Annotated in this window: 29 protein-coding genes; 28 read left to right on the top strand and 1 reads right to left on the bottom strand. The window is 47.5% G+C overall.

Annotated elements, in window-relative coordinates:
• Window positions 1–8: 8 nt before the first annotated feature.
• The 13 genes from CHI14_RS26395 to CHI14_RS26335 all read left to right on the top strand — a co-directional run bounded on the left by CHI14_RS26395 (window position 9) and on the right by CHI14_RS26335 (window position 10,292).
• On the top strand, window positions 9–1,103 hold the full coding sequence (locus CHI14_RS26395; RefSeq protein WP_095292848.1) for a prephenate dehydrogenase: 1,095 nt from the start codon (window positions 9–11) through the stop codon (window positions 1,101–1,103).
• A gap of 644 nt (window positions 1,104–1,747) precedes the next feature.
• Window positions 1,748–2,341 carry an RNA polymerase sigma factor gene (locus tag CHI14_RS26390; RefSeq protein ID WP_095292846.1) on the top strand — a complete coding sequence of 198 codons (594 nt, stop codon included), beginning with the start codon at window positions 1,748–1,750 and terminating at the stop codon, window positions 2,339–2,341.
• On the top strand, window positions 2,338–2,973 hold the full coding sequence (locus tag CHI14_RS26385) for an anti-sigma factor family protein (protein WP_095292844.1): 636 nt from the start codon (window positions 2,338–2,340) through the stop codon (window positions 2,971–2,973). The genes CHI14_RS26390 and CHI14_RS26385 overlap by 4 nt, the downstream gene beginning before the upstream one ends.
• 37 nt (window positions 2,974–3,010) lie before the next feature.
• Window positions 3,011–3,610 (top strand): histidine phosphatase family protein, encoded by a 600-nt coding sequence (locus CHI14_RS26380; protein ID WP_095292842.1) that lies wholly within the window; start codon window positions 3,011–3,013, stop codon window positions 3,608–3,610.
• A gap of 235 nt (window positions 3,611–3,845) precedes the next feature.
• The gene (locus CHI14_RS26375) at window positions 3,846–4,964 is read left to right on the top strand and encodes a hypothetical protein (protein WP_095292840.1); all 1,119 of its coding nucleotides are present in this window, start codon (window positions 3,846–3,848) and stop codon (window positions 4,962–4,964) included.
• 46 nt (window positions 4,965–5,010) lie between these two features.
• Window positions 5,011–5,517: a gamma carbonic anhydrase family protein gene (locus CHI14_RS26370; protein WP_095292839.1), complete on the top strand. Its 507-nt coding sequence runs from the start codon at window positions 5,011–5,013 to the stop codon at window positions 5,515–5,517.
• Window positions 5,518–5,540: 23 nt separating this feature from the next.
• On the top strand, window positions 5,541–5,720 hold the full coding sequence (locus CHI14_RS26365) for an IDEAL domain-containing protein (protein WP_095292837.1): 180 nt from the start codon (window positions 5,541–5,543) through the stop codon (window positions 5,718–5,720).
• 7 nt (window positions 5,721–5,727) lie between these two features.
• Window positions 5,728–6,297: a DUF2487 family protein gene (locus CHI14_RS26360; RefSeq protein ID WP_249281249.1), complete on the top strand. Its 570-nt coding sequence runs from the start codon at window positions 5,728–5,730 to the stop codon at window positions 6,295–6,297.
• A gap of 192 nt (window positions 6,298–6,489) precedes the next feature.
• Window positions 6,490–7,032, top strand: coding sequence for a QcrA and Rieske domain-containing protein (locus CHI14_RS26355; protein ID WP_095292836.1), 543 nt, complete (start codon window positions 6,490–6,492; stop codon window positions 7,030–7,032).
• Between the two features lie 15 nt (window positions 7,033–7,047).
• Window positions 7,048–7,719, top strand: a complete 672-nt coding sequence (gene qcrB / locus CHI14_RS26350; protein ID WP_017687726.1) for a menaquinol-cytochrome c reductase cytochrome b subunit — start codon at window positions 7,048–7,050, stop codon at window positions 7,717–7,719.
• A gap of 21 nt (window positions 7,720–7,740) precedes the next feature.
• Complete coding sequence (locus tag CHI14_RS26345) at window positions 7,741–8,622, top strand: menaquinol-cytochrome c reductase cytochrome b/c subunit (RefSeq protein ID WP_095292834.1); 882 nt, start codon at window positions 7,741–7,743, stop codon at window positions 8,620–8,622.
• A 113-nt stretch (window positions 8,623–8,735) separates the two neighbouring features.
• On the top strand, window positions 8,736–9,362 hold the full coding sequence (locus CHI14_RS26340; RefSeq protein ID WP_095292832.1) for a DUF1405 domain-containing protein: 627 nt from the start codon (window positions 8,736–8,738) through the stop codon (window positions 9,360–9,362).
• A 60-nt stretch (window positions 9,363–9,422) separates the two neighbouring features.
• The gene (locus CHI14_RS26335) at window positions 9,423–10,292 is read left to right on the top strand and encodes a sporulation protein YpjB (RefSeq protein ID WP_170948282.1); all 870 of its coding nucleotides are present in this window, start codon (window positions 9,423–9,425) and stop codon (window positions 10,290–10,292) included.
• A 93-nt stretch (window positions 10,293–10,385) separates the two neighbouring features.
• On the opposite strand, the gene CHI14_RS26330 is transcribed toward CHI14_RS26335, so the two are convergent.
• Window positions 10,386–11,255 (bottom strand): YitT family protein, encoded by an 870-nt coding sequence (locus CHI14_RS26330; RefSeq protein ID WP_095292828.1) that lies wholly within the window; start codon window positions 11,253–11,255, stop codon window positions 10,386–10,388.
• Window positions 11,256–11,425: 170 nt separating this feature from the next.
• Here CHI14_RS26330 and CHI14_RS26325 point away from each other — a divergent pair, with 170 nt between their 5' ends.
• From CHI14_RS26325 to CHI14_RS26255, 15 genes are all read left to right on the top strand, one after another.
• Complete coding sequence (locus CHI14_RS26325; RefSeq protein WP_095292827.1) at window positions 11,426–11,755, top strand: nucleotide pyrophosphohydrolase; 330 nt, start codon at window positions 11,426–11,428, stop codon at window positions 11,753–11,755.
• A 51-nt stretch (window positions 11,756–11,806) separates the two neighbouring features.
• Window positions 11,807–12,331, top strand: coding sequence for a tetratricopeptide repeat protein (locus CHI14_RS26320; protein WP_095292825.1), 525 nt, complete (start codon window positions 11,807–11,809; stop codon window positions 12,329–12,331).
• 84 nt (window positions 12,332–12,415) lie between these two features.
• A complete protein-coding gene (gene dapB, locus CHI14_RS26315; protein WP_095292823.1) occupies window positions 12,416–13,219 on the top strand; it encodes a 4-hydroxy-tetrahydrodipicolinate reductase in 804 nt (267 codons plus the stop codon).
• Between the two features lie 11 nt (window positions 13,220–13,230).
• A complete protein-coding gene (gene mgsA / locus CHI14_RS26310) occupies window positions 13,231–13,671 on the top strand; it encodes a methylglyoxal synthase (protein WP_095292821.1) in 441 nt (146 codons plus the stop codon).
• The gene (bshB1, locus tag CHI14_RS26305) at window positions 13,668–14,366 is read left to right on the top strand and encodes a bacillithiol biosynthesis deacetylase BshB1 (protein WP_095292819.1); all 699 of its coding nucleotides are present in this window, start codon (window positions 13,668–13,670) and stop codon (window positions 14,364–14,366) included. The genes mgsA and bshB1 overlap by 4 nt, the downstream gene beginning before the upstream one ends.
• A gap of 92 nt (window positions 14,367–14,458) precedes the next feature.
• Window positions 14,459–15,619 carry an N-acetyl-alpha-D-glucosaminyl L-malate synthase BshA gene (gene bshA, locus CHI14_RS26300; protein ID WP_095292817.1) on the top strand — a complete coding sequence of 387 codons (1,161 nt, stop codon included), beginning with the start codon at window positions 14,459–14,461 and terminating at the stop codon, window positions 15,617–15,619.
• Window positions 15,620–15,653: 34 nt separating this feature from the next.
• A complete protein-coding gene (locus CHI14_RS26295; protein ID WP_095292815.1) occupies window positions 15,654–16,985 on the top strand; it encodes a CCA tRNA nucleotidyltransferase in 1,332 nt (443 codons plus the stop codon).
• Entirely contained in the window at window positions 16,972–17,949 is a 978-nt protein-coding gene (locus tag CHI14_RS26290; RefSeq protein ID WP_095292813.1) for a biotin--[acetyl-CoA-carboxylase] ligase, read from the top strand. Before CHI14_RS26295 ends, CHI14_RS26290 begins: the two co-directional genes overlap by 14 nt.
• A gap of 334 nt (window positions 17,950–18,283) precedes the next feature.
• Window positions 18,284–19,159 (top strand): 3-methyl-2-oxobutanoate hydroxymethyltransferase, encoded by an 876-nt coding sequence (gene panB / locus CHI14_RS26285; RefSeq protein WP_095292811.1) that lies wholly within the window; start codon window positions 18,284–18,286, stop codon window positions 19,157–19,159.
• Window positions 19,156–20,052, top strand: a complete 897-nt coding sequence (gene panC, locus CHI14_RS26280) for a pantoate--beta-alanine ligase (RefSeq protein ID WP_095292809.1) — start codon at window positions 19,156–19,158, stop codon at window positions 20,050–20,052. The genes panB and panC overlap by 4 nt, the downstream gene beginning before the upstream one ends.
• Complete coding sequence (panD, locus tag CHI14_RS26275) at window positions 20,045–20,428, top strand: aspartate 1-decarboxylase (protein WP_095292807.1); 384 nt, start codon at window positions 20,045–20,047, stop codon at window positions 20,426–20,428. The genes panC and panD overlap by 8 nt, the downstream gene beginning before the upstream one ends.
• Before the next feature lie 41 nt (window positions 20,429–20,469).
• Window positions 20,470–21,147 (top strand): tetratricopeptide repeat protein, encoded by a 678-nt coding sequence (locus CHI14_RS26270; RefSeq protein ID WP_341175654.1) that lies wholly within the window; start codon window positions 20,470–20,472, stop codon window positions 21,145–21,147.
• 160 nt (window positions 21,148–21,307) lie between these two features.
• The gene (gene dinG / locus CHI14_RS26265; protein WP_095292803.1) at window positions 21,308–24,178 is read left to right on the top strand and encodes an ATP-dependent DNA helicase DinG; all 2,871 of its coding nucleotides are present in this window, start codon (window positions 21,308–21,310) and stop codon (window positions 24,176–24,178) included.
• A gap of 189 nt (window positions 24,179–24,367) precedes the next feature.
• Window positions 24,368–25,021, top strand: coding sequence for a redox-sensing transcriptional repressor Rex (locus tag CHI14_RS26260; protein ID WP_095292800.1), 654 nt, complete (start codon window positions 24,368–24,370; stop codon window positions 25,019–25,021).
• Window positions 25,008–26,312, top strand: a complete 1,305-nt coding sequence (locus CHI14_RS26255) for an amidohydrolase (protein ID WP_095292797.1) — start codon at window positions 25,008–25,010, stop codon at window positions 26,310–26,312. Before CHI14_RS26260 ends, CHI14_RS26255 begins: the two co-directional genes overlap by 14 nt.
• Window positions 26,313–26,346: the final 34 nt, after the last annotated feature.

Here is a 26,346-nt window from a genome sequence, read left to right as displayed (position 1 = left end):
GAGGTCTCATGAAATTAAAAATTGCAATGATTGGTGTGGGGCTCATTGGAGGTTCTCTCGCGCTTTGCTTCAAAGGCAAGCCGGGAATAACTGTAATGGGCTATGCACATCTACCTGAATTGAAAGACAAGTACATAGCGAGTGGTGTAGTGGACGACGCTACACTCTCTCTGGAAGAAGCGGTGCAGGATGCCGACTTTATTTTTTTGTGCGTTCCGGTAGGTTTGCTTGAATCATATTTTCAACAACTGGCGAAGCTGCCCTTGAAAAAGGGATGCATCATCACGGATGTTGGCAGCACCAAAGCTTCGATTGCGGCTTGTGCTGAGCATGTACGCATGACCGATGCCTACTTCATTGGTGGTCATCCGATGGCCGGATCTGAGCGTGCTGGTGTTGACGCGGCTTCGGCTGTGCTTTTCGAGAACGCGTACTATGTTCTGACTCCGTCGGCACATGTCCCTGAAGAGGCATATGCCCGATTATCCGAGCTACTGGCGTATACACGGGCACAGATCGTCCGAGTTGAGCCATTATTACATGATGATATTGTGGGAGCTATCAGTCATTTGCCACATGTGATCGCGGTTGCGCTCGTGAATCAGGTACGTGAATATAATGAATCGAATCCCCTGTATAAAATGTTGGCAGCAGGGGGGTTCCGTGATATCACGCGTATTGCATCCAGTGATGCGATTGTATGGCGTGATATCCTGCTGAGCAATCGTGAAGTACTCCTTGGTCTATTGAAGGACTGGAACAGCCAGATGTCTGCTTTTACGGATATGCTGGAGAACGAGAATGGCCCGGGAATCGAAGATGCATTCCGTCAGGCCCGTGAATTCCGCAGCGTATTGCCAGAACGGCGTAAAGGCATGATCTCGCCGCTGTTTGACTTGTATACAGACGTGCAGGATGCACCAGGGATGATTGGTAAGATTGCAACAGAGCTAGGGACACATGATATCAACTTGAGCAACCTGGAGATTATCGAGAACCGGGTCGATGTACCAGGAATCATGCGTTTGTCATTCCGACAGGAAGAGGATATGGAACGTGCGAAGTCTTTATTGGATTCCCTAGGATATCAGGTCTGGGTATGAGGTAGAAAAAAGAGGGCTATCGCTCTCTTTTTTTGTGTTGATAAACAGTTGTTACGATACGTCCTTAAAGAAGGGCAAAAAAAAGACCGCTTACATAAGCGGCCATTGCTCACGTGGAGCAATACAGTTATTGGATAGGAGTGGAGAGAAACCATACTGTACTTTTATTATATGTATACGTTTTCATTTTGTCAACACTTTATAAAAAATTGTTAAATTAAATTATAACTTACATAAATTCAGAACATAAAATCCTCCAAAAAAGGATCTGAAATAAAAAGATTAAAATTTTGAAACCTTTTTGGAACTCTCTGCGTCTAATGAGTGTGCAATGTGCAATTTTGCCAATTTGGTTCTTATGTCGTCATACTCGTGAAATAAGAGGCATAAGAATGACAGGTCGGGCTTTTTGTAAATCGTAAAGAATTTGCCAGGAGGCTGTTGACCGTTGTACAATAAATACTGTTAATGTAGAAACGTTGGGGAAATTGCCATTACATAGGGGATTTTGGCGTAGAGGCCTGATATGGCTTTACGCTGTTTTATGCGGTGAGAACCGCAACTTTTTTGTGCCTGTTCGGTAATACATGGATAGAGTCGAACGGGGAGAAGCACATGGATGGGCGAGGAGGGGTCGCACTCAAATGACGGATTCCCAGTTGATTCGAGAGATCAAGGAAGGTAACCTGGAGTTATATTCCGAGCTGATGCGTCGTTATCAGCGTAAAATACTGGCTTTCGTATATCATATGTTGAAAAGTTCCAATATGGAGTTGCTTGCGGAAGATCTCTGTTCTGAGACTTTCTATAAGGCGTTCCGCAGTTTACACTCATTCCGCGAGGTGGATGCCTCATTCTCGACGTGGTTATATACCATTGCGAGAAATACGGTACTGAGTGAGCTGCGCAAACAGCGCAGTGGCAGTGTTCCTTTAGAAGAGAGCGGGGTTGTCCCCATTGCTCCTTCCGAGAACGCCCCAGAGCATGCTGTATTGCGCAGTGAGCGGGTCATGCTGGTTAGAGATGCCATTAACAACTTACCGGAGAAGCAGCGTTCTGCCATCATACTCCGTGAATATGATCAACTAGACTACCAGGAGATTGCGAATATTCTTGGGCAGAGCGTCAGTTCTGTAAAATCGTTATTGTTCAGAGCAAGATCAAGCGTAAAAACCCAATTGGAACCTTATTTCTTCGAACCGGTGTACGAGCCATATGAAGGGATGAAGAACCGATGAATTGCAATGAAGCCCAGGACTTGTTTGCACTGATCTGGGACTTGCCGGCAAATCATCCGCAGCGGCTTGCTTTTCATGCTCATCTGGATGGTTGTGAGGAGTGCTCCCAGCAGTTTGAAGTTTGGGAAGAAGCCCAGGTGCTGCTGCACAGCATACCAGAACCGGTGACAGAGCAGCAGGCAGAGAGAGTCAATCGCAACGTAATGGACCGCATTTATGCGGAGTCCCCGTGGCTTTTACCTGAAGAGGCAAAAGTGAATCGATTCTCTGCTGCGATCCGCAAGCATATGACGCTGTGGATTGCTGCGTTTCTGGCCATTTTTTTATGCAGTTTCTTATACATGGCGATGTTCAAGTCTGGGGTATCAGAAGCTGAACAGCAAAGCGTCGTTTCTACGGGGATTCTCGAAACAGCTGTTGCTGGAAGCGATCTGACTGCTTCAAGTATGTATCAGTACGACATGCCAGGGGCCGACAGAGGAAGCATTATTGAACCTTTTGTCGTAAGTATGGGACCTACGTATCCGGGATACTGGATGGCCTTGTCACTACTCGCTATTGGCATGGCTTTGTTTTCGCTGGGGCGAATGCATCGAACGACGAACAAACGTAAACAAGGTGCGCGTGCATAGTTAACCAGGCGTTCGCCGTATAGAAAAGAGGGATGAGATGCGAATTGGGCTTATTCGTCACGGTCTTACCGATTGGAACGCTGCAGGGCGTATCCAAGGGCAGACAGACATACCATTGAATGCCGAAGGGCGTCAGCAGGCAGAACGTCTGGGACACCGTTTGTTGACAGAGGATTATCATTGGGACTATATCATTACCAGTGGTTTATCGCGGGCCCAGGAGACAGGAGAGATTATCTCTGGATTGCTAGACGTGCCTATGCTTGAGCCAGATGCGCGTTTAAAAGAAAGAGGTTTCGGTCAGATCGAGGGTTTAACCTCGGAAGAACGAATTACCCGCTGGGGAATGGATTGGGAGACGCTGGATCTGGGCCAGGAGCAGATTATTGATATACAGACTCGGGCTTTAGCGTTTCTAGAAGATTTGTGGGCTGCGTATCAAGACAAAAATGTTTTGATTGTAACTCATGGCGCTTTTCTCGCAAACCTGTTGTCTGCCTTGTTCAAAGACCGCTATACGGAACGAATTGGAAACCTGTCACTTACGATCCTGGAAAAAGAACAGGATGACTGGAGTCCCTTGTTATATAATTGCACACGACATTTATCATTGGATGCGGCTAAACAATCTGAGTAATTGGACTCAGGTTGTTTTTTTTGTTTTGAAACAGCGAAACTGTCGTTTGGTATCATTCTGTGCATCTCATTTTTCTTCTGAGCAGACAAGTTCGGGCATAGGATGAATAAAAAGATAAAAGATTTGGTAAATGAGGTTTAGATCATGGAAATTCCGTCAAACATGTTTACAAAACCAAACTACTCCGGCCCCGAATCAGTAGCCCAATAGTAGTTAACGGCGAGGCGATGGACCCATGAATCTAGCGGATATGCTAACTTTTGCCGATATCGGCCAGCTTAATCGAATAGCGGACTATTACCAGTGTGAGTGTAAACCCAATTCCAAACATGAACTCATCCAGAGTATTCTCACAACGTTGGGCAGTAGACGATTTTTTGAGCAACAGGTCAGCGAACTTAATGTGGCGCATCTGCGTTTCCTGAACAACCTGCTATTTGATCCTCGGCAATACTTTGGTATGGAGGAACTAGTCGCCATTGCACGTCAATCGATGGACAAAAAAGAAAGCGAGTCCGGCGCTAGTCCGCGAGATCTTATCGTTCGGTTCACCAAGAGTGGATGGTTATTCAATGGAACAACACAGCATACGAAATACCTGTACCAGGTACCCCAGGATCTGAAAATGAGGTTCCGGGATGTGTTATCCGCTCACCTGAAGGCAGGTATTAAAACGACAAATGAACCACCGATGTATCGAGATGAATACCATCTGTTGGTAGACGATCTGAAGTTGTTCCTGCAATTTGTGCAGCAGCATGAGATTACGTTGAACGCAGAAGGCATGATGTACCGACGTTCTCAGCAGCAGGTGATGGACCATCTTCATGTCAGTGAAACATTGGTTGGAAAAGCGGGATGGAGGTTTGGCTACGGTCGTTCCTTCAAGGATTATCCTGACCGGTTTGCATTGCTATATGACTATGCATTCCACCACCGGCTTGTTCGGGAAGAACAGGGGCTGCTGAAATTGACTTCAGCCGGCGAGGAAAAACTGGGTGCAGAGAATACAGCCGAGATGATACAGCTATTTAGGTTTTGGTTAAGACTTTATAAAGGTGCTATTCCAAACTTGTCCTCCATTGTGTATTGGACAGGAGAATGTGCACCTGGGTGGTCCACCGCAGAGTCCTTGTTCCGACAAATTGGCCCGTTAATCCAGCCGTTTTATTACGACACACCGGAGACGATCTATGAAACGAGAGTTGTCAAAATGATGCTGCATCTGGGGATGCTTCGCATCGGAGAGCAGGAGGGTGAGAGTACCGTGCAAATGACAGCATGGGGCTTGCGGCTTGCTGCAACCTGCCGATCGCTGTCTGGTGACACGACTCCTCTGGTGTTTGACATTTAGGGGACAAGTTGCTAAAATCACTCCCAAATTAAGGAGTGATACTGATATGCTAATCCCATTCAAGGGTCAACAACCGCAGCTTCATTCTTCGGTGTATGTAGCTGAAGGGGCCAAACTTATAGGTGACCTGAAGTTAGCTGCAGATTCTACGGTCTGGTTCAATGCCGTATTACGGGCCGATCTGGCGCCAATATGGATCGGACAACGTTGTAACATTCAGGATAATGCTGTTGGACATGTGAATACGAATCAACCTTTGATTCTGGGAGATGACGTTTCAGTGGGGCATGCCGCGATTATTCATGGTTGTCACATTGGAACAGGCTCACTGATCGGTATGGGAGCCATCCTTCTCAATGGAGCCGAAATTGGTGAATACACACTGATTGGGGCCGGTTCTGTTGTAACTCAAAATACAAAAATTCCGCCCTATACCCTGGCTCTGGGAACACCAGCCAAAGTGATCCGTGAATTGACGGATGCCGACCTTGAGCGGATGTCGAGGACTTCACTTGGTTATGTTGCCAAAGGTAAGGAATATAGGAGCTCTTAAATCCGTTTTGGAGGTGCATCCTATTGGATAAAATGAAAGTTACGTATGAAGTCATGTTGGGGCTGGCTGCTGAGATGGTGTGGGACGAAGCGCTTCGTAAACAGCGTAGCGAGAAGCTGTATATGGAAATCGACAAGGCGTTGGCTACCGGAGACGAAGTAGCTTTCCGGAGTCTGACGGATGAACTGAAAACGATAAACTGATTAACTGATGATTAAACCATATAAGAAGGAAATGCGTGATTACGCATTTCCTTTTGTGTTTTTAGGGAGAGATTTTATGAATAACTCTATAGATTTACATCGTTTGCTCATATATAATATGGGAATAAAATGGATAGAGAGGGGAAATAGGGAATTGAAATTCAGTGAGATGACTCAAGACAGCTGGGCTGAACTGCAACTCTATCTGGATACATGCCTTATTCCATTCACCGGTCTTACGGGAAATCATTCGCCGGCTGAAGCCACGGAAGCGCTAGAGAGGCTTAGAGATTTTCTGGATCTAATTGAAGTCCCGTTTAAAGGAAGGGTCATGACATATCCAGCGTTCCATTTCGCTTTTCCGGAAATGTCAATGGCATTAAACACCATATGCGAGCAAATGAAGCGCTCAGGCTTCAAATATGTGGTGATAATGACATCAGATGGTTTTTTGGAGAAAGATAAAATTTCATCTGCAGATCTGGTTTTTAATCGTTCTCAAATGGTTGAGGAAATAGATGAAGTAAAAATAGCAGGGTATGTCGGGGAAAAAGTACGCGAGATGTGGAAAAATTAACATCTGACTGAAATTGTGACAATTTATCAACACTTTTTTAATAACGCTTACAATTGAACCTTAAAAATGTGTGACAAATTCTTGACGGTGTTCTAGGGCTACTATATGATTATGTATGTTCTAGTAAGTCGTGGAATTTCTGATAATGAAAACGTATGAGAGAGTTGGTTGAAAAAGGGGGGTGGAGACAGTATGAGCAGTGAGCATGACCAGCACGAAGCCTCGAACAAACCGCCAAGCCGGACGGAAATGTCACGCAGGCAGTTTTTAACGTACACGCTTGGTGGAGCTACAGCCTATATGGCCGCCGGTGCGATTCTTCCCATGGTCCGTTTTGCGGTGGACCCAATTTTGCAGCACAAGGGAGAAGGCACTTCTGTCAAAGTAGCTGAGATCAGCAAAATCACGAACGAACCTCAAGAATTCACATTTGAACTGCAGCAGCAAGATGGCTGGTACCTGAGTAATGCTTCGCTTGTGGCATGGATTCGTAAGGATGAGCAGGGGAAGATTTATGCGCTTTCACCGATCTGTAAACATTTGGGTTGTACAGTCGGCTGGAACAGTGACAAAAATTATCCTGATGAGTATCATTGCCCCTGCCATGGCGCGCACTATGACAAGGAAGGAAAAAATCTTGCCGTAGCCCCGAAACCGCTGGATGAATATGTGGTCAAGGAGGAACAGGGCTGGGTATACCTGGGCGAGATTGTTCCGAACACCCGAGTGAAATAGGAGGCGTGAACGCAGATGTTTAAAAATGTCTATGACTGGATTGACGAGCGTCTCGATATCACGCCAATCTGGAGGGACGTTGCGGATCATGAAGTTCCAGAGCACGTAAACCCGGCTCACCACTTTTCCGCATTCGTATACTGCTTTGGTGGATTGACGTTCTTTATTACCGTAATTCAGATTCTTTCAGGAATGTTTCTTACGATGTATTACGTACCTGATATTATCAATGCTTATGCCAGCGTCGAGTATCTGCAGACCAAGGTAGCTTTCGGCCAAATTGTGCGCGGCATGCACCACTGGGGAGCCAGTCTGGTAATCGTAATGATGTTTTTACATACGATGCGTGTATTCTTTACAGGCTCTTATAAAGCGCCCCGTGAGATGAACTGGGTTGTCGGCATGTTGATCTTTTTCGTCATGCTGGGTCTTGGATTGACCGGGTACCTGCTGCCATGGGATAACAAAGCCTATTTTGCAACCAAAGTTACCTTGGAAATTGCCAATACCGTCCCATGGTTGGGACCGATCATTAAAGAATTCCTTCAAGGTGGAACCATTGTAGGTGCACAGACGCTAACACGATTCTTTGCTCTGCACGTCTTCTTCCTTCCCGCTGTGCTTCTGGTGCTTCTGGTCGGACACTTCATCATGATCCGCAGACAGGGCATTTCGGGACCACTATAACTTGAGAAGGGAGGAATCGCAATGGCTCACGGACACAAGCCTGATGATCAGGAGAAGATTATCTTTGTCGGTGATTCACGCGTCCGTAAAGGGGCAGGGTTTATTACCCCACCGGACTATACAGCGTATCCAGGCAAATCAGAAGCATTTATACCTAACTTTCTGCTGAAGGAATGGATGGTTGGTGTTGTGGTGCTGGTGGGTATCCTGGTACTGACCATCTCTGAACCTGCTCCGCTTGGTTATCCGGCCAATCCAAGTGCATCCGTAATTCCGATGCCGGACTGGTATTTCCTTTTTCTGTACCAATATCTAAAATATCCGTATGCGTCAGGCGATTATGTCCTGCTCGGTGTTCTGGGTGTCAGCGGGGTTGCTTTTGGAGCGTTACTGCTTGCCCCGTTCTTGGATACAGGCAAGGAAAGACGGTTTTACAAACGTCCAATTGCATCATCACTCATGGTTCTGTCAATCCTCTCTGTATTTTATCTCACGAATGTGGCTTGGACGCACTACAAGCACGAGCTTGAAGCGACGGGCCAGAAGCCTGAGCATATTCAGCGTGAGGAAGAGGCACACGAGAAGCATGAACAAGGTCTACCGACGTCCAATGCCCCGGGCCAACAACAAGAAGTGGCCATCGTTGACAAGGATGACCCTGCAATGGAAACGCTCAAAAAAGCAGGTTGTATTTCTTGCCATGCTGCTGATTTGAAGGGAGCTAGTGGACCTTCGCTTCGTGGTATTGGTGACAAACACAGCCAGGAAGAGATCTTGACCATTATTAAAGAGGGATATAACGGCATGCCGCCCATGTATGATCAAGCCATCGCCCAAGGTCTGACAGACGACGATATCAATCACCTGGCGGAATGGCTTGCGAAACAGAAGGCAGAACAGTAAAATCAAATTAAGCCAAAAACCTGACTGTTGTTGCGGTCAGGTTTTTTTGAGTGTTTAACCAATTAACGCTTCATAAAGACAATAGAAAGTATAAGAAGGAAGGGGCAGCGAACGTGTCTTTATCGTTTTTCTGGAGCCGGGAGTTTCTGACCAATCGGTATTTTCTGTGGCTTCTGTTTTGGTGTAATGCAGTGGGTACCGTGTATGGGTACATATGGTACGGAGATCAGCTGAAACTAACACTGGAGGAACAGCCCCTATGGCAGGTTGTATTTGTTCCGGACAGTCCCACAGCGAGTTTGTTTTTTACCCTTGGTCTTCTGTGGGTTCTATATAAACCTAAATCTGTGGTGCTCAACCGAATCGGACATGTTATTCAAGCTCTCGCTGTGGTTACATCGGTGAAATATGGGGTCTGGGCCGTTTCGATTATTTTCGCGGGTTGGATGCAGGGTGGGTCGCCGCATTGGCAGGACTGGATGCTGATCGCCTCACACAGTGCCATGGCTATTGAAGCGTTGATTTATGTCAGGTTTTTTGGTTTCAGATGGGCTGCGCTGCTTATTGCCAGTCTATGGACGTTATTGAACGATACGATGGACTATACATATGATATTTTCCCTTGGCTGCCTAGTGCTCTCTATCAGCATCTGGATGGTGTCCGCAATTTCACTTTCGGGCTTACCCTGGTTAGCATTCTGTGTGCGTGGCTGGCATTAAGACAGGCTAAACGAACCTGATTTTGCAAGCTTGTTCTAAGTGGTCGTGCCCTGCCATAGATTGGTATGGGGGGGATGTCCATGAAGAGAATGTTCTGGAACAAAACCGGGTTATTGGTAGTATCGTTCATGGCGCTGTTGTTTTGGACGAACTTGTCATACAGTGTATCTGCACAAAGTGAAGGGAATGAAGGGGAAGCGGATCAACAAGCCCTTGTCAACAGTTCCATTCAGCAGCTTAATCAGGAAGCGACATCGCTCTACAGGCATGCCTTGGATCATAATATCGAAGAAGTCAGAAACGGTATTATGCGGATTAGCGAGCGGTTGGAGCATATTTCGTTTGAAGGTCAGACGACGGTCGAAGGCATTCATGCCTTATCCGAAACGATTGTGGAAGTAAAACAAGCAGCTGTCCGCGTTAAGAGTGATGACACCGGTCTTCAGCAGGCTTCTGCCAAGCTGCGGCTCGCTGCTGACAGTCTTGCTAATCCATCCAAACCCTTATGGCTCCAATATTATAAAATTGTAAAAGATGACCTTCAGGCCATATCCACTGCTGTGAGTCAGCATGAGAAAACAGCTGCACTCACCAGCCGATATGCATTGCTTGAAGAACACTATGAAACCATTCGACCGGCAGCGATGATTCGTCGTGAACCCTACGAGATCGCTCAGCTGGACGCCTGGTTATCCCATACCAAAGGGCTGACTGGAGCTAAACAGCCAGATATTACTCAGCTGCAAAGCATGATATCCCAAGGTGAAGAACTGGTTAATCAATTGTTTGGTCGTGAGAAGGATGAGAGTGCTTTTGTTCCATTTGTTCAGGGACCAAACCGGAGAGCGGCAGGATTATTCATCACTTCCGTCATTGTGGCCGCACTAACTTATGCGGGATATCGGAAGTATCGTGCACAGCAGCAAGGCATCTTTCCCTTCCGGCGCTGATCATCAACCACGAACCAAAATAACCTCTATACCGCAAGGAAGCGAATTGGCTGTCCCTGGGATAGAGGTTTTTTGCATGTATTTCGGTTGGTTTCAGGATTCCTTGAAGCCTTCTCCATGAACGTCATGAACATCGCTGATAATAACAAAGGCACGGGGATCAACAGATCTGACAATGGTTTGCAGTCGTCTGAATTCCTGACGTGAAATAACGCAGTAAGCGACATGTTTGGCTTGTTTGGAGTAGGCGCCGATGGCTGGAATAAGAGTTACTCCGCGGTCCATTTCCCGGGTAATCAGATCAGCAATTTCAGGCGCATGGTCACTAATGATCATGAATGCCCGCGCGGAATAAGCGCCTTCCTGAATGAAGTCAATGACCTTGGAAGCGATAAAGACGGCAACCAGCGTATAGAGTATTTTTTCTTTTGGTATGTAGATTAGTGAGATGCCGATAATAATAAAATCGATACCGAGCAAAATTCGGCCCATGCTCCATCCATATTTTCGATTGAGAATCCGTGCAATGATATCTGAACCACCTGTCGTTCCGCCTGAGCGGAATACGATACCCAACCCAGCCCCGAGAGTGACACCTGCATAAAGGGCTGCCAGCAGGAGATCGTTCTCCGTGTGCAGCGGCTCAATCCATCCAGAGTGAATCATTTTCTCAAACAACCACAGAAACACCGTAAGGGCACCAATGCCCACCCCTGTATAGACCATCTGTCTGCCACCCAATATCTTGAGTCCGATCAGAAATAACGGGACGTTGATAATAAGGGTCGTGAGAGACGGAGAGAGGCCAAACGCATAATTAAGCAGTACGGTAACCCCGGTGACGCCGCCCTCCATTAGTTGATTAGGGATAATGAAGTACAGCAGTCCAAAAGCATACAATGCAGTACCTAGCAAAATAGGGAGTATCAGTTTGATTTGAATCCAGGTTTTGGCAGTGCTCATTAGATCCCTCTCCATATGTAAATTAATGATGAAGCAATACTTGCCATCTTAGTATACCTATTTATTGATTCTTTAAAAATGATTTGTGCCTCAGGATGGTGGAAGTCAAACTAAATAACTGATATATTAGGAACAAATACGACACAATTTCAAAAGGAGAATCCGTTCTCATGGAGAAAAGCATCGCAGAAATGCAGCGCGAGGTTGACCTCTACATTTCCCAGTTCAAAGAAGGCTACTTCAGTCCGCTGGCCATGCTGGCGCGTATGTCGGAAGAAGTGGGAGAGCTAGCTCGGGAAGTCAATCACGAGTTCGGTGAAAAGCCGAAGAAGGCTTCTGAAGCAGACAATTCCATTGAGCTGGAGCTTGGGGAAATTTTGTTTATCACGATTTGTTTTGCCAACTCGCTCGGGATTGACCTGGCGCAGGCGCACGACAAAGTCATGCATAAATTTAATACACGCGATGCAAATCGGTGGACTCCAAAAAACACCGATTAGGCGTAGATTACATATGCTGTACCATCACCCGATTGGGGAGGGACAGCTTGGATGATGAAGCCGGAAGATTATATGCAGCAGGCTTACCGCTGTATTTTGCAAAATGATTTTGAGCAAGCGATCCGTTGGTTTGAATCGGCTATTCTTGCTTACCCGGAACATGCGGAGCTTCACTACCGTTGTTCCATTACACATGCCCGCAGCCAGCACCTTGGTCCGGCACTGGAACATGCCCGTAAGGCAGCTGAGCTGTCCGGTGGCACAGAAGAATATGTTCTGCATCTGCAGACATTGGAAGCCAAACAGCTAAGTACACAGGCGAAGGCTTTGCTGGAACAGGCTGGCAGCGGTACACACGAACGTTATGTTTCGGCTGCTGCTCTGCTGAAAGAAGCGGTTAAGCTTGATCCGCTGTCTGTCGAAGCGCATGTGATGCTTGCACTGGCCTATAGCGATTTGAATGAATTTGATCGTGCAATCAAGGCTGTTCGTGATGCGATAGCGCTGGATCCGCAGAACGCACAATTGCATCAAATGTACCAACAAATCAAGCAACGTAAGAATTCTATTCAATAAGAAATTCATTTCATCTGAAGCGAAAGCTGACGAAATGAATTTTCTAGTGACTGAACCAACATACAGTGAGGAGATGCAGCCAAGATGAGTGAAGTAATAAGAGTTGCCGTAATCGGAGCGGCTGGCCGAATGGGCCGGGAAGTGGTGAAGCTGGTTCTTCAAGACCCGGAACTGGAGCTTGCTGCCGCGGTTAACCGCTCCGGCGCAGGTATTGATGCCGGAACCCTGGTCGGTCTTCCGGAATGCGGAGTGCTTGTAACCGACGATATCGAAATGGCTTTTGCAGAGACGAAACCGCAGGTCATGGTTGATTTTACAATACCTCAATATGCTTTCGCTCATACCGAACTTGCGATCCGTTATGGAGTCAGACCCGTCATGGGAGTTACCGGCTTCACGACGGAGCAGATCGAACAACTGGACAAGCAGTGTCAGGACAAAGGGATCGGAGGTCTGATTGCCCCGAACTTCTCCATTGGTGCCATTTTGATGATGAGATTCGCGGCACAAGCAGCCAAACATATGCCTAACGTTGAAATCATTGAGTATCATGGAGATCAAAAACTGGATGCGCCTTCAGGAACAGCAATTAAAACGGCTGAGCTGATTGCAGCCAACCGTGAGGAAATCCGTCAGGGCAACCCTAATGAAGAGGAAACCATTGAAGGCTCACGGGGAGGTTATTATAACGGATTCCGTATTCACAGTGTTCGTTTACCAGGAGTATTTGCGCAGCAGGAAGTGGTATTTGGCGATTTTGGCCAAACGCTCAAAATTCGTCATGATTCATACGAACGTGCAGGTTACATGCCTGGTGTAAAAATCGGTGTACAGAAGGTTATGGAATATACAGGACTCATCTATGGATTTGATCACTTTATCGACTAAAGGAGATTGTCATGTTGAAAATTGCATTTATTGCCCATGATCGCAAAAAAGAAGAGATGGTTAACTTTGTTACAGCTTATGAACCGGTGTTTACAGATCACCAATTGTATTCGACAGGCACCACCGGACTTCGTATTATGGAAGGAACTTCTTTGAAGATTCACCGGTTTGAATCAGGTCCGCTTGGAGGAGACCAGCAGATTGGTGCTTTAGTTGCGCAGAATGAGATGGATCTAATTATTTTCCTGCGTGATCCGCTGATGGCTCAGCCACACGAACCGGATATTAATGCATTGCTTCGTTTGTGTGATGTACAGGGCATTCCGCTCGCAACCAACATTGCAACGGCTGAAATTCTGGTTAAGGCATTGGATCGCGGCGATTTTGCATGGAGAGAGCTCGTGCATAAATACAAACCGGAAGCCGGAGTCACAACGGGTGATTCCGAATGAGTCTTGATATTCTGATTTTCGGAGCACACGCAGACGATGCGGAGATTGGTATGGCGGGGACGATCGCCAAACATACTGCAGCGGGAATGAAAGTGGGCGTGTGTGATCTGACAAAAGCAGAAATGTCGTCCAACGGGACTGTAGAGCGCAGAGCCGAGGAAGCGGAGGAAGCCTCCCGCGTCCTCGGTCTTTCGTGTCGAACCAATTTGGGCTTGCCAGATCGTGGTTTATACATAACCCCTGAGAACATACAGGCAGTGACGGCTGAAATTCGCCGACATGCCCCGAAAATTGTATTTGCACCCTATTGGGAAGATCGTCATCCGGATCATGTCATGTGCAGCAAGCTTGTGCAGGAAGCGGTGTTCAATGCCAAGCTGCGTAATTACATGCCGGACTTGCCTGCCACCCAAGTGAAGGAGCTGTATTTTTACTTCATTAACGATATGGGACCGGTGGATTTGATTGTCGATATTACGGAACACTATGAGCAAAAGGAAAAATCGCTGCTCAGTTATCGTTCCCAATTTGAGATAGGGGCAGGAACGGTTTCTACCCCGTTGAATCAGGGGTATATCGAACGCGTAAGAGCTCGGGATTCCTTGCTGGGTCAGCGGAGTTTGATTTCTTTCGCAGAAGGGTTTGCGAGTATTACACCTTATGTTGTTGGGCAGTTTGGCGCAGCACCTAGATAATAGCTGTGAGAGGCTCTCACCCTAATATAAATATAAATTCCGTTGCATTACATCAACTCGCACACGCGAGAGATTAAAGGAGCGTCCACCGGATGGATCAAAAGCTAAAGATTGGTATCACCTGTTATCCGTCCCTCGGAGGGTCTGGCGTTGTCGCAACGGAGCTCGGCAAATTGCTTGCCGAACAGGGGCACCAGGTTCATTTTATTGCGAATAGTATTCCGTTCCGACTGGGTACTTTTCAGAAAAATATTTTTTACCATGAAGTTGAAGTGAATGATTATTATGTATTTCGCTATCCGCCATACGACCTGTCCTTGGCAACGAAGATGGCTCAAGTGGCCAAAGCCCAGCAGCTTGATTTGCTGCATGTGCATTATGCAGTTCCCCACGCAGTATGTGCTTTCCTGGCCAAACAGATGGTGGGCGACGATCTGAAGGTTGTCACGACTCTGCATGGTACAGACATTACCGTACTGGCACAGGATGAATCCCTGAAAGATCTCATTCGGCTTGCGATCAACGAAAGTGATGCTGTAACCGCGGTTTCACAGGATTTGATTCGGGAGACGGTTGAACTTCTGGACATTCAACGTCCAATTGATTTGACATATAATTTTATTGATAAACGAATTTATTATCCTCGGGATGCGGCCAGTCTGCGCAGGGATTTTGCGGCTCCAAACGAGAAAATTTTGATGCATATCTCCAACTTCCGCCCGGTGAAGCGGACACAGGACGTTGTTGAAGTTTTCCGTCAGGTTCAGGAGCAGGTTCCAGCCAAATTGCTGTTTGTTGGAGAGGGGCCGGATTTGCCTAAAATCCAATGGAAAATTAATGAATTGGGCCTGAATGACAAGGTTCATTTTCTGGGTAAACAGGATGACATTGCACAAGTCATTTCCATGGCAGACATCCTAATGCTTCCTTCGGAGAAAGAGAGCTTCGGACTTGTGGCCCTGGAAGCGATGGCCTGCGGTGTGCCGACCGTTGGATCACAGGCAGGAGGAATTCCGGAACTCGTATTACACGGGAAAACAGGGTATTTATCACCGATCGGCGATACCCAGTCCATGGCTGAGAACGCCATTCGCTTGTTGACCGACGACCGACTGGCAGCAGATTTCAGAGAAGCCTGTCTTCATAGGGCACATCATGATTTTTGCAATGATGCCATCCGTCATGAATATGAACAAATATACTATCGGGTACTGGGAAGAGAAGTTCCCAATCTAAAACCCGTTTGCGGTTGAACTTCCATTTAATCGATAGAAGCAGTGATACAGAATGATCAAGCAACAGGCACGTAATGAGGTGATTGGTTTGGTGCAATGGACAAGGGTTGATCTCGAGATGGCTGAGCAGAGTGAACAGGTGCTGCTCAAGTTGAATGAAGAGGGATACGATGCTTTTTGGGTTGGTGGCTGTGTTCGGGACGAGCTGCTGGGTCGCAATGTAGATGATATGGATATTACAACCTCGGCATCTCCTGAACAAGTGATGGAACTGTTTGCAGACTGTATTCCGACAGGACTCCAGCACGGGACGGTTACTGTACGTTCAGGGGGGTACTACTTCGAAGTCACAACATTCCGTACGGAATCGGAATACAAAGACAATCGTAGACCTTCTGAAGTCCAGTTTGTCAAGGATATCAAAGAAGACCTGCAGCGTCGTGATTTTACGATGAATGCCCTGGCCATGGATAGAAGGGGGATAATCGTTGATCCTTTTGGTGGACAAGTGGATATTCGTGAAGAACGAGTCAGATGTGTTGGCGCAGCGAGTGAGCGGTTCGGTGAGGATGCGCTTCGCATGCTTCGGTGTGTCCGGTTTGCTTCGGTTTTTGACTTCAGCATTGCCTATAACACGTGGAAAGGTCTCATGAGGCAGAGAGACTTGCTGCAACATATTGCCATGGAGCGAGTCCGAACCGAGATGGTGAAGATGATGGCCGGTCCTCATCCGCTGCGAGGTTTGGATTTGCTGCTGCACAGTAAAATACTGGAATATATCAAGGCTCCGGTGCAAGGTAGCCGATTCAATAGGAATCTACTACTCCGAATCGGGGAACTGAAAGATAATGATGCCTTACTGCGCTGGTCGCTTCTGCTGATCGCAGGTCAATATAAGAAGGATGAAGCCGATGCTTTACTGCGCAAGTGGACGTTTTCCAACGATGATCGTTTGCGCATTACCGGGGTTTTACAGTTTGATGAGTTACTGAAGACGGTTGTGCAGAACGATAAGGATCAAGTGTTATTACGATCTGAGTGGATTAGTGCTGAACTGACGTGCGGACGTCAAGCCGCTGCGGATTGGCTCAAGATTCAACTTATACTCCCCACTGGCCATCTCCTTTCTGCTTCAGCAGAGGCGTCATACCAAGCGATTCTTGCTAACGCAGCGGAGTGGAGTCGATCCATGCCGGTTCATGAGCTGAAGGATCTCCATATTACCGGAGAGAATGTTCTTGGACTACTAGAGCGCAAGGGTGGGCCATGGCTGGGCCGGTTGATGAAGCACTTGTTACGTGAAACAGCGATTGGAAATATAGCGAATCAGCATGAAGCGCTGACCGCTGAAGTGAAACGGGTGGCTGCAGATGACCAAGCATGAAGAACTGTTACATATGCTCATGAATGCGGATGGGCGATTTGTGTCAGGAGAAGAAATCAGCCGTAATCTGTCCATTAGCAGAACAGCAGTCTGGAAACATGTGAATAAGCTACGCGATCTTGGATATGAATTCGAGGCTGTCTCCCGTAAAGGATACCGCCTCCTTACGAGACCTGACAGCATTGATGCAGCAGGCCTTCAGCTGGCTCTGCAAACGTCTGTCTTTGGCCGTAAAGCACTTATCCTAGATTCAACCTTGTCTACGCAAGGCGATGTTCAGCAAATGGCCGAACAGGGTCAAGCAGAAGGTGCGGTAGTTCTTGCCGAGGAACAAACAGGTGGACGGGGAAGATTCGGGCGTAAATGGTTCTCACCTCCTGGCAAGGGGATCTGGATGAGCATATTGCTGCGTCCGGAGCAGCCGCTTCGCAATACGCCACAGCTGACATTACTGACGGGGGTAGCCGTCTGCCGGGCTGTACGGGCCCATACGGGGGCCGATGCAGGCATCAAATGGCCCAACGATCTTCTGATTAACGGTCGCAAAATGTGTGGCATCCTGCTTGAGTCAGCGGTAGAAGATCATGAACTGCGATACTGCATTGCAGGAATCGGGGTAGATGTGAATTTTGAACTTACGGACTACCCGGAGGATCTGACGTCGATTGCGACTTCAATTAAAGTTGAGACCGGACAGCAGGTCGATCGAACGAAGTTAACTGCAGCCATTTTGAATGAAATGGAACATCTTTACCTTTTGTATCAAAGGGAAGGTTTCGGTGTTATCGCGTCATTGTGGGAAGCTCTCTCCGTTTCGATTCATCGGGAAGTAAAGGTTTCGAACCCGCAGGGAGACATTGAGGGAACAGCCATTGGGCTAGATCCTTCAGGGGCTTTGATTGTCGAGAAGAGAAGTGGCGAACGGATAACCGTGGTATCGGGAGAAATATCATTGATCGATTAAGGGAATTGTCGAATTTCCACTAAAATAATGAACATAACACGTGAAGTTTGGGCTGATCTTTGGTATACTGTGTTCGTGAGGCGATATCGGCTATTGCAGACCGAATTGCACTCCGGCAACAGTATGCCTGATTGGCTTGATCATGAACAGATGCATAGCAAAATGGAAAATGTGTTAAGTGAGTTGTTGGATTCTGCTCTGAGCCGAAGAGGACCGAGACAGAAGGGACGATCGCAAGTGACTCTTTTTTGACTTTTCGGGACTTTTTAGTGGAAAACTAAAAGGTTTTTTTGTTGCGTTCTGAATTGAAAAGGAGAAAGGAGCCATAAAGAAAATGGCTAACAAACACGCGTTGAATATTGTGAAAATGAAAAAATACAAGCAGGATGGTGTGCCGCTCAGCATGATTACGGCTTACGATTATCCCACGGCTCTGCTTGCGGAAGAAGCAGGCATTGACATGATTTTGGTCGGGGATTCGCTCGGCAATGTAGTGCTGGGTTATGATTCCACCCTGCCTGTGACGATAGACGATATGGTATATCATACCCGCTCCGTTGTAAGGGGTGCAGGAAATACATTCATCGTAGCGGATATGCCGTTCATGACTTACCATGGTAGCGTGGATGAAACGCTGAAGGGTGTTCGTCGTTTAATGCAGGAAGGTCATGCGCATGCAGTCAAAATGGAAGGCGGCGTGGAGATCGCGGATACCGTTAAGGCTGTGGTGCAGGCCGGCGTACCGGTTCTGGGACACATCGGACTGACACCGCAATCGGTGAATCAGATCGGCGGATATCGGATTCAGGGTAAGGATGCAGCGGATGCCAGAAGACTAATGGATGAAGCGAAGGCACTCGAAGCCGCTGGAGCCTTCGGCATTGTTCTTGAACTCGTTACCGAAGAAGTGGCAAGAGCTATTTCGGAGGAACTGTCCATTCCCACAATTGGTATTGGAGCTGGACGTGGATGTGACGGTCAGGTTTTGGTATTCCATGATGTGGTTCAGTATGCCTCTCCTTACATGCCGAAACGCTTTGTCAAAACATACGGCGATGTAGGTACTCTGATTCGTAACAGCATTGGAGCTTATGTCAAGGAAGTCAAAGACCGTTCCTTCCCTGCGGAGGAGCATGTATTTACAGCCGCAGACGGCGTTGTAGATCAGCTGTACGGACATCGCAAAGAAAAGGTGGAGAGCAACTCATGAAAGTGATTCGGACCATCACAGAACTTAGACAGGAAATAGGTTTGAAGCGTCTAGCTACACAATCCAGAGAGTCTATTGTAGGCTTGGTGCCTACGATGGGTTATCTTCATGAAGGTCATGCTAGCCTGATGCATGCTGCCAAACAGCAAAGTGATATTGTCGTATTAAGTATTTTTGTAAATCCGATTCAGTTTGGGCCAAATGAAGACTTTGACAGCTACCCTCGGGATGAAGCCAGGGATGTAGAGACGGCGCGTGCGCAGGGAGTGGATATCGTATTTATTCCCTCCGTTGAAGAGATGTATCCACAGCAGACACAAACAACAGTATCGGTGTCAAGTTTGACTGACCGGCTGTGCGGTGCTTCCCGTCCAGGACACTTTGACGGAGTGACAACAGTGGTGTCGAAGCTGTTTAACATCGTTCAGCCCCAGCGCGCATTTTTCGGAATGAAAGACGCACAGCAGGTAGCGGTCATCCAGCAAATGGTCAATGATCTGAATATGCCAGTAGAGATTGTTCCATGTCCGATTGTACGGGAGCAGGATGGCTTGGCACTTAGTTCGCGTAATGTCTATTTGAGTGCTGAAGATCGTCAGGAAGCTCTGGTTCTGTCCAAGGCGCTGCGTGCGGCTCAAGAAGCAGTGGATATAAGTGCTGACACGACAGCTGCGGATATACGGCGTATTCTGCGCGAGAACATTGCGCGTTCCTCCCGTGCTGTTATTGATTATGCCGAGATTCAGGCTTTTCCGAGTCTGGAGCCGCTTGCTGATCAGGAAAAAGTGCATGGACGAGATGATATACTGATTGCGCTGGCTGTGAAATTTGGCAAAACGAGACTGATTGATAATACAAGATTGCAAAGAGCGGAGGTACTGTCCCATGTTTAGAACATTGATGAAATCCAAAATTCACCGTGCCACCGTTACGGAAGCCAACCTGAATTATGTGGGGAGTATTACCATTGATGAAGATCTGATGGAAACGTCTGATCTGATGGAAAATGAAAAAGTACAAATTGTAAACAACAACAATGGTGCAAGGCTCGAGACCTATGTAATTCCCGGACCACGCGGCAGCGGAGTAATCTGTCTGAATGGTGCAGCTGCACGGCTTGTGCAGCCAGGAGACACGGTTATTATCATTTCATATGCAATGATGTCTCAGGAAGAGGCGAATACGCACAAGCCTACTGTGGTCTTTGTGGACGGTCAAAACAAACCTGTGCAGACTATGAAGCAGGAAGTTCACGCGACAATTATGTAATCCGCTGGTAAGGGGAATGAAATCGGTCCACCTTGCAAAAAATGAGTACAGGTCACGCACTAATCCATTTTTTCAAGGGTGGGGATGCATCGATGTTCCAGCATGTTTTCGCCGAAATGAACGACATGTTAGATGAAATTATCAAGCGCTACCCTTCCGCTGAAGGTCTGAACAAACAGGAACTGCTGCAAAAGTGGAACTTGCTGAAGCGGATGAGTGACGGGATGATTGATGAGTGGCTGATGTTTGAGGAGAAGATGAGTCAGGTCAGGGATTTGGAACAGCCGGTGGCACTCCAACCGGAACAGGAAGCTGTTACGGCTCTGCCTGAAATCCATTTGGAATCCTTTAGTCGCGGTCAGGGATACTTCAAGTTACAGATGTATCCGCAGGCGATTGTGCAGTTCTCACAAATTATTGCCGAATATCCGGATAGTGCACTGACTCGGTACTATCTGGGACTTGCGCATATGAACCTCAATCAAACCGCGGAAGCGGGAAGCCACCTGCGGCTCATCGTGCACCTGAATGGTTCTCCGAGGCTGAAGGGGCTAGCCTGCAATGCGCTGGGCTGCCTCGAAGCCAAGATGGCGAATCCCAAAGGAGCATGTTCCTTGTTTGCTCAGGCACTCCAGCATGACCCGACGTTGACCGAACCGTTGTATAATATGGAAGCCTGCAGGCTGAACAGCGGACAACTGCAATATGGAATAAGCTGACTGTACTTGGAATTCAAGTGCAGCGCAGCGGCATCAAGACGGTGTTTTCTCCTTTAAGACTATGGAGGGAACACCGCCTTTTTTGTCAGTTAATTTTCAAATGCCCGTTTTTTTGCTATGCTGTAACATAGACTGGAATGGAAGGGACTTGTACATTGCAATGAAATTTGCCGTATTGGATTTCGAAACAACCGGCACGCAGTCCGATGGTGAGATTATACAAGCCGGACTTGCCATCATAGATCATGACTACAGCATAACTCAAATATATAGTTCTTATGTAAACCCTGGTGTGCCTATTCCTCCGTTTATTACGGGATTAACCGGGATTACCGACGAAGATGTGTCGAACGCTCCTTCACTCGAAGAGATGATGATGGAGATGGTTCCGCTGCTAGACGATGTTGTCCTTGTGGGACACAACGTGGCTTTTGATTTTCATTTCCTTCAGAATGCGCTTGACCGATGCGGTTACTTGCCGTTCACCGGTCGTATTCTGGATACCATTGATTTTCTCAAAATATCATTTCCTTCACTTGGTTCTTATCAACTGGGGTATGTATCTTCAGAATTCGGATTCCAGCATGACCGTCCTCATCAGGCAGACAGTGATGCTTTGGCGACGGCCTATGTGCTCCTGAAGTGTTTGGATGAACTGCGTCAACTGCCATTGATTACAATACAGCGTCTCAGCGACCTATTCGCACCTGAGGACAGCGATCTGGGCTGGTTCTTCGACGGCATGCGCAGTGAGAAGGAAGCAGAGCCCATACAGGATCTGGATGGACATACGTATTACCGTCAATTGGCCTTGAATGTGAGTGACTGGACTGAAATCGGTGCTCCACGCGATGAACGCGAAGGTAATCCGCTTGAAGGTGTAAGTTTTGAGCAGTATATGGATCAGGTCCGGGCCAATCTGCAGGATACACTGGATCACTACGAAGAACGCGAGGCACAGACACAGATGTTCAGCAGTGTAAGGCAAGCGCTGGACGAAGAAAAGCATTTGTTAATTGAAGCAGGAACGGGTACGGGGAAATCCCTGGGGTACTTGCTGCCGGCCATATATGAAAGTGTGAAGCAGGAACGAAAAGTAATGGTTAGCACGCATACCATCAACCTGCAGGAACAGCTTCGGGAGCGTGATATCCCGCTGTTGACCAAAGTGGTGCCTTTTCCGTTTAAGGCTGCCGTGTTCAAAGGTCGGGGGCACTACCTGTGTCTGCGGAAGTTTGAGCACAAGATCAACAAACGTGAGTTCGCTACACCGAAAGAAGATTATTTTACAGCGGCTCAGATGATTGTGTGGCTCACCCAGACAGAGACTGGAGATGACGAGGAGCTTAACCTCAGTGCACGCGGTGGGGACTTCTGGGAAACAGTACAGAGCGAATCGGAATCCTGCCTGGGACGTTCTTGTCCGTGGTTCAGGAAGTGCTTCTACCATCGGGCGAAGCATGAAGCAGGATTGTCCGATATCGTCATTACGAATCATTCCAAATTGTTTACGGATGTAAAAGCAGCTCATCAGCTGCTCCCTGCTTACGAGAGTCTCGTCATTGACGAGGCTCATCATCTCGAGGATGTGGCAGGTAAGCACTTGGGTCTTCACATGAAATATTTCACATTGGTTCATACCTTGACCCGTTTGTTTAAGGATAGTCGGAACGGTCAGCTTCCCATGCTGCGAACCCAACTGGCGGGGCATGAAAATTCGGTGCAGTGGGGCTCCGTCATTGACCAGATGTTCCCGCTTGCTGTTGAAGTCAAAGAGATGTGGGATCGTTTGAGCGATGCCTTATTTAACCTGCTGCCTGAACGAAGTGATGCTTCTCCGGGGGAAACGGGTCAATTTTCCCTCAGACTGAAGCCTTCAATGAAACCGGCGAAGTGGCAGGAGCTGCAGGATTACGAAAACCAGATTTATGTCACACTGGGGGACTTGATCCGCAAGGGAGACAAGCTGCTTCTTGAAGTCAAAGAAGACCAGGACGACTATCAATCGGATAGCTTGATCACGGACATTACAGGTCTGCTTAAGGATTTGGCGACGCTCAAAGAAAACCTTCGCTTCTTCATGCGGATGGATGATGCCAAAACGGTATACTGGATGGAGGCAAGCGGCCAATTCCGCAGCAAATCACTGCAGCTGTATGCCGTTCCTGTCGATGTCAGTGCACAGTTGAAGGACATGTTCTTCGATAAAAAGAAAAGCGTTGTCCTTACTTCGGCTACGCTCTCGGTTGATAAGTCATTTCAGTTCATGATTGAACAGCTTGGCTTGCAGGAAGCAGCCGATAATAACCGTTTACTGACGTCCATGCTGCCGTCGCCATTCCGGTATAGGGATCAGGCTTTGCTGGTCATCCCTCGTGATTTCCCAAGTGTAAAAGGCAGTGTGGGGGATGCACACTTTGTCGACATGCTTGTACGATCTCTGGCCGAAACGGCTATTGCGACAAGGGGCCGCATGATGGTGCTCTTTACTTCATACCGAATGCTGCGCCAGGTCTATGACCCATTAAAAGAAGCGTTATCGGGCAACGATATTTCGCTGCTCGGTCAAGGCGTTGATAGTGGCAGTCGTTCGAAGTTAACCCGCAGGTTCCAGGATGCAAAAGCAACCGTTCTGCTGGGCACAAGCAGTTTCTGGGAAGGGGTAGATATCCCTGGAGAGGCGCTAACCTGTCTGGCGATTGTGAGATTGCCCTTCCAGCCACCGAACCATCCGCTCGTGGAGGCGAAGAGTGAACTGCTGCAGGAACAGAAAAAGAATCCGTTTATGAAGCTGTCTGTTCCACAGGCCGTCATCCGTTTCAAGCAGGGATTCGGCAGGCTTGTTCGTACAGCCAAGGATCGGGGCATTGTCATCGTTTACGATACACGGGTGATTGAGTCTTATTACGGAAAGTATTTCCTATATTCATTACCTGGTCCCAAAATGGAACATATGCTGACTGAACAGATGGTTCCCCGAATTAGCGAATGGCTGGAAACACCAGCACAGGATGAATCTACTACAAATTAGGTATGACGTCGTTGCGTAATAAGGGCTTCTCGCTGTAAACTTTATTAAAGTGTGATTTAATTTTAGAAGCACTTTTAACTTTATATTTTATAAGGCATCTTGCATAATTTCATTCGGAGACGAAAACAGTTATGCGGGATGCTACATTTTTATTTATCTATCGTGGCCTTGGTAAGGGGGAGCAATGTAATGAAATCAGATAAAATTTCGGAAGCTGTGGTACGCAGATTGCCTGTTTACTTACGTTATTTGAGTGAACTGCATCAACGTGAGGTAGGCACGGTCTCATCACAGGAACTGGGACTACGCCTGGATCTTAATCCTGCACAGATTCGCAAAGACCTTGCATACTTTGGGGACTTCGGTCGCAAAGGCATTGGATACGACGTATCGTATCTCATTGAGAAGATCCGTCATATCTTGAAAATTGATCAGCAAATCAATGTTGCTCTGGTCGGGGCTGGTAATTTGGGACATGCATTGTCCAATTACAATGCCTATCTGAAAGACAACATGAAAATTGTTGCTGTTTTCGATGCATACGGCCCTAAGATCGGCAGTCAGATTAACAGCCTGAAAGTACAGCCCATGAATGAACTAACGGATTCGGTCAAAAAAGATAATATTCGTATTGGTATCATTACCGTTCCGGATACCGAAGCTCAGAACGTAGCCGATCAGCTCGTAGAATCCGGCATTGAAGCGATTCTGAACTTTGCACCAACCATCTTGAAAACACCACCGCACGTCCGTATTCATCATGCTGATTTTACAACGGATCTGCTTAGCCTGGCTTATTATCTGGAGAACGGAAAGGACGACGAGGAAGATGACGACAAATAGATGGGTAATTCATAACGGCAAATTTGCTGTAAACCTTGGAACGGAATGGACCGTGGTTCAAGGGTATATGGTCGTTGAAGACGATAAGATTGTGCATATTGGTGAGACACTGCCGGATGGAGATGAGAGCCTGCCAAAGGTTGATGGCAAAGGACTGGTCTTTTTGCCGGGTCTGATCAATACGCATGGTCACGCAGCCATGTCGCTTCTGAGGGGTCACGGGGACGATCTGGCCCTGCAAGTATGGCTTCAGGAGAAAATGTGGCCTATGGAGGCGAAAATGACGTCTGAGGACGTGTATTGGGGCACATCCCTTTCTGTTTTAGAAATGCTGAAAGGCGGAACAACGGCATTCCTGGATATGTATGATCATATGGATCAGGTGGCAAAAGTGGTTGAACAATCCGGTATTCGTGCCGCATTGGCACGTGGTGTCATTGGTCTCTGTTCTGAAGAAGAGCAAATGCGCAAATTGCAAGAATCGGCTGCGTTTGCACGCGAGTGGAACGGACAGGCTGGTGGTCGAATTACGACGATCATCTCACCGCATGCGCCGTATACTTGTCCTCCGGATTACATAGAGAAGCTGGTACAGGTTGCACATGATCTGGATCTGCCGCTGCACACCCATATGTCGGAAACCCTACGCGAAGTCGAACAGAATGTAACGGATTATGGTTTGCGTCCTGTGGAACATTTGGAAAAGCTCGGTTTCTTCTCTCGTCCTTCTCTCGTAGCTCACGCTGTGCATTTGAATGATGAGGAGATTGAAATTCTGGCACGCCATGATGTAGCGGTCTCTCACAATCCAGGAAGCAACCTGAAGCTTGCTTCGGGTGTGGCGCGAGTTCCGGATTTGCTGAAAGCTGGAGTAACCGTATCTCTGGGAACAGATGGACCTGCAAGCAACAACAACCTGGATATGTTTGAAGAGATGAGACTGGCTGCTTTGATTCATAAGGGAGTATCCGGTGATCCAACTGCGGTTCCAGCGGGAGAAGCGCTGCTTCTTGGAACGGGGTATGGTGCCAAATCCATCTTCCTGAACAATACGGGAGCACTTCAAGTAGGCATGAAGGCTGATTTCATAGCGCTAAATATTGAACAAGCACACTTCTATCCGCACACGGATCTGATCTCTCATACCATTTACTCGGCTTCAGCTAAGGATGTGGAGCATGTATGGGTTGACGGCAAACAGCTGGTGAAACATGGTGAATGTCTTACTATGGATGAAGAGCGCATTCTGCGCGAGTCTCAACTTGCATTTGACGGACTGCTCGCCCGTTAATTTCAGAATAGCAGCAGCGTCATAGGGGAAAGGA

This window comes from Paenibacillus sp. 7516 (assembly GCF_002272715.1).
Lineage (GTDB): Bacteria > Bacillota > Bacilli > Paenibacillales > Paenibacillaceae > Paenibacillus > Paenibacillus illinoisensis_A.
The sequence above is the reverse complement of the archived record's forward strand: the minus strand, read 5'-3'. Positions and strand labels throughout refer to the sequence as shown.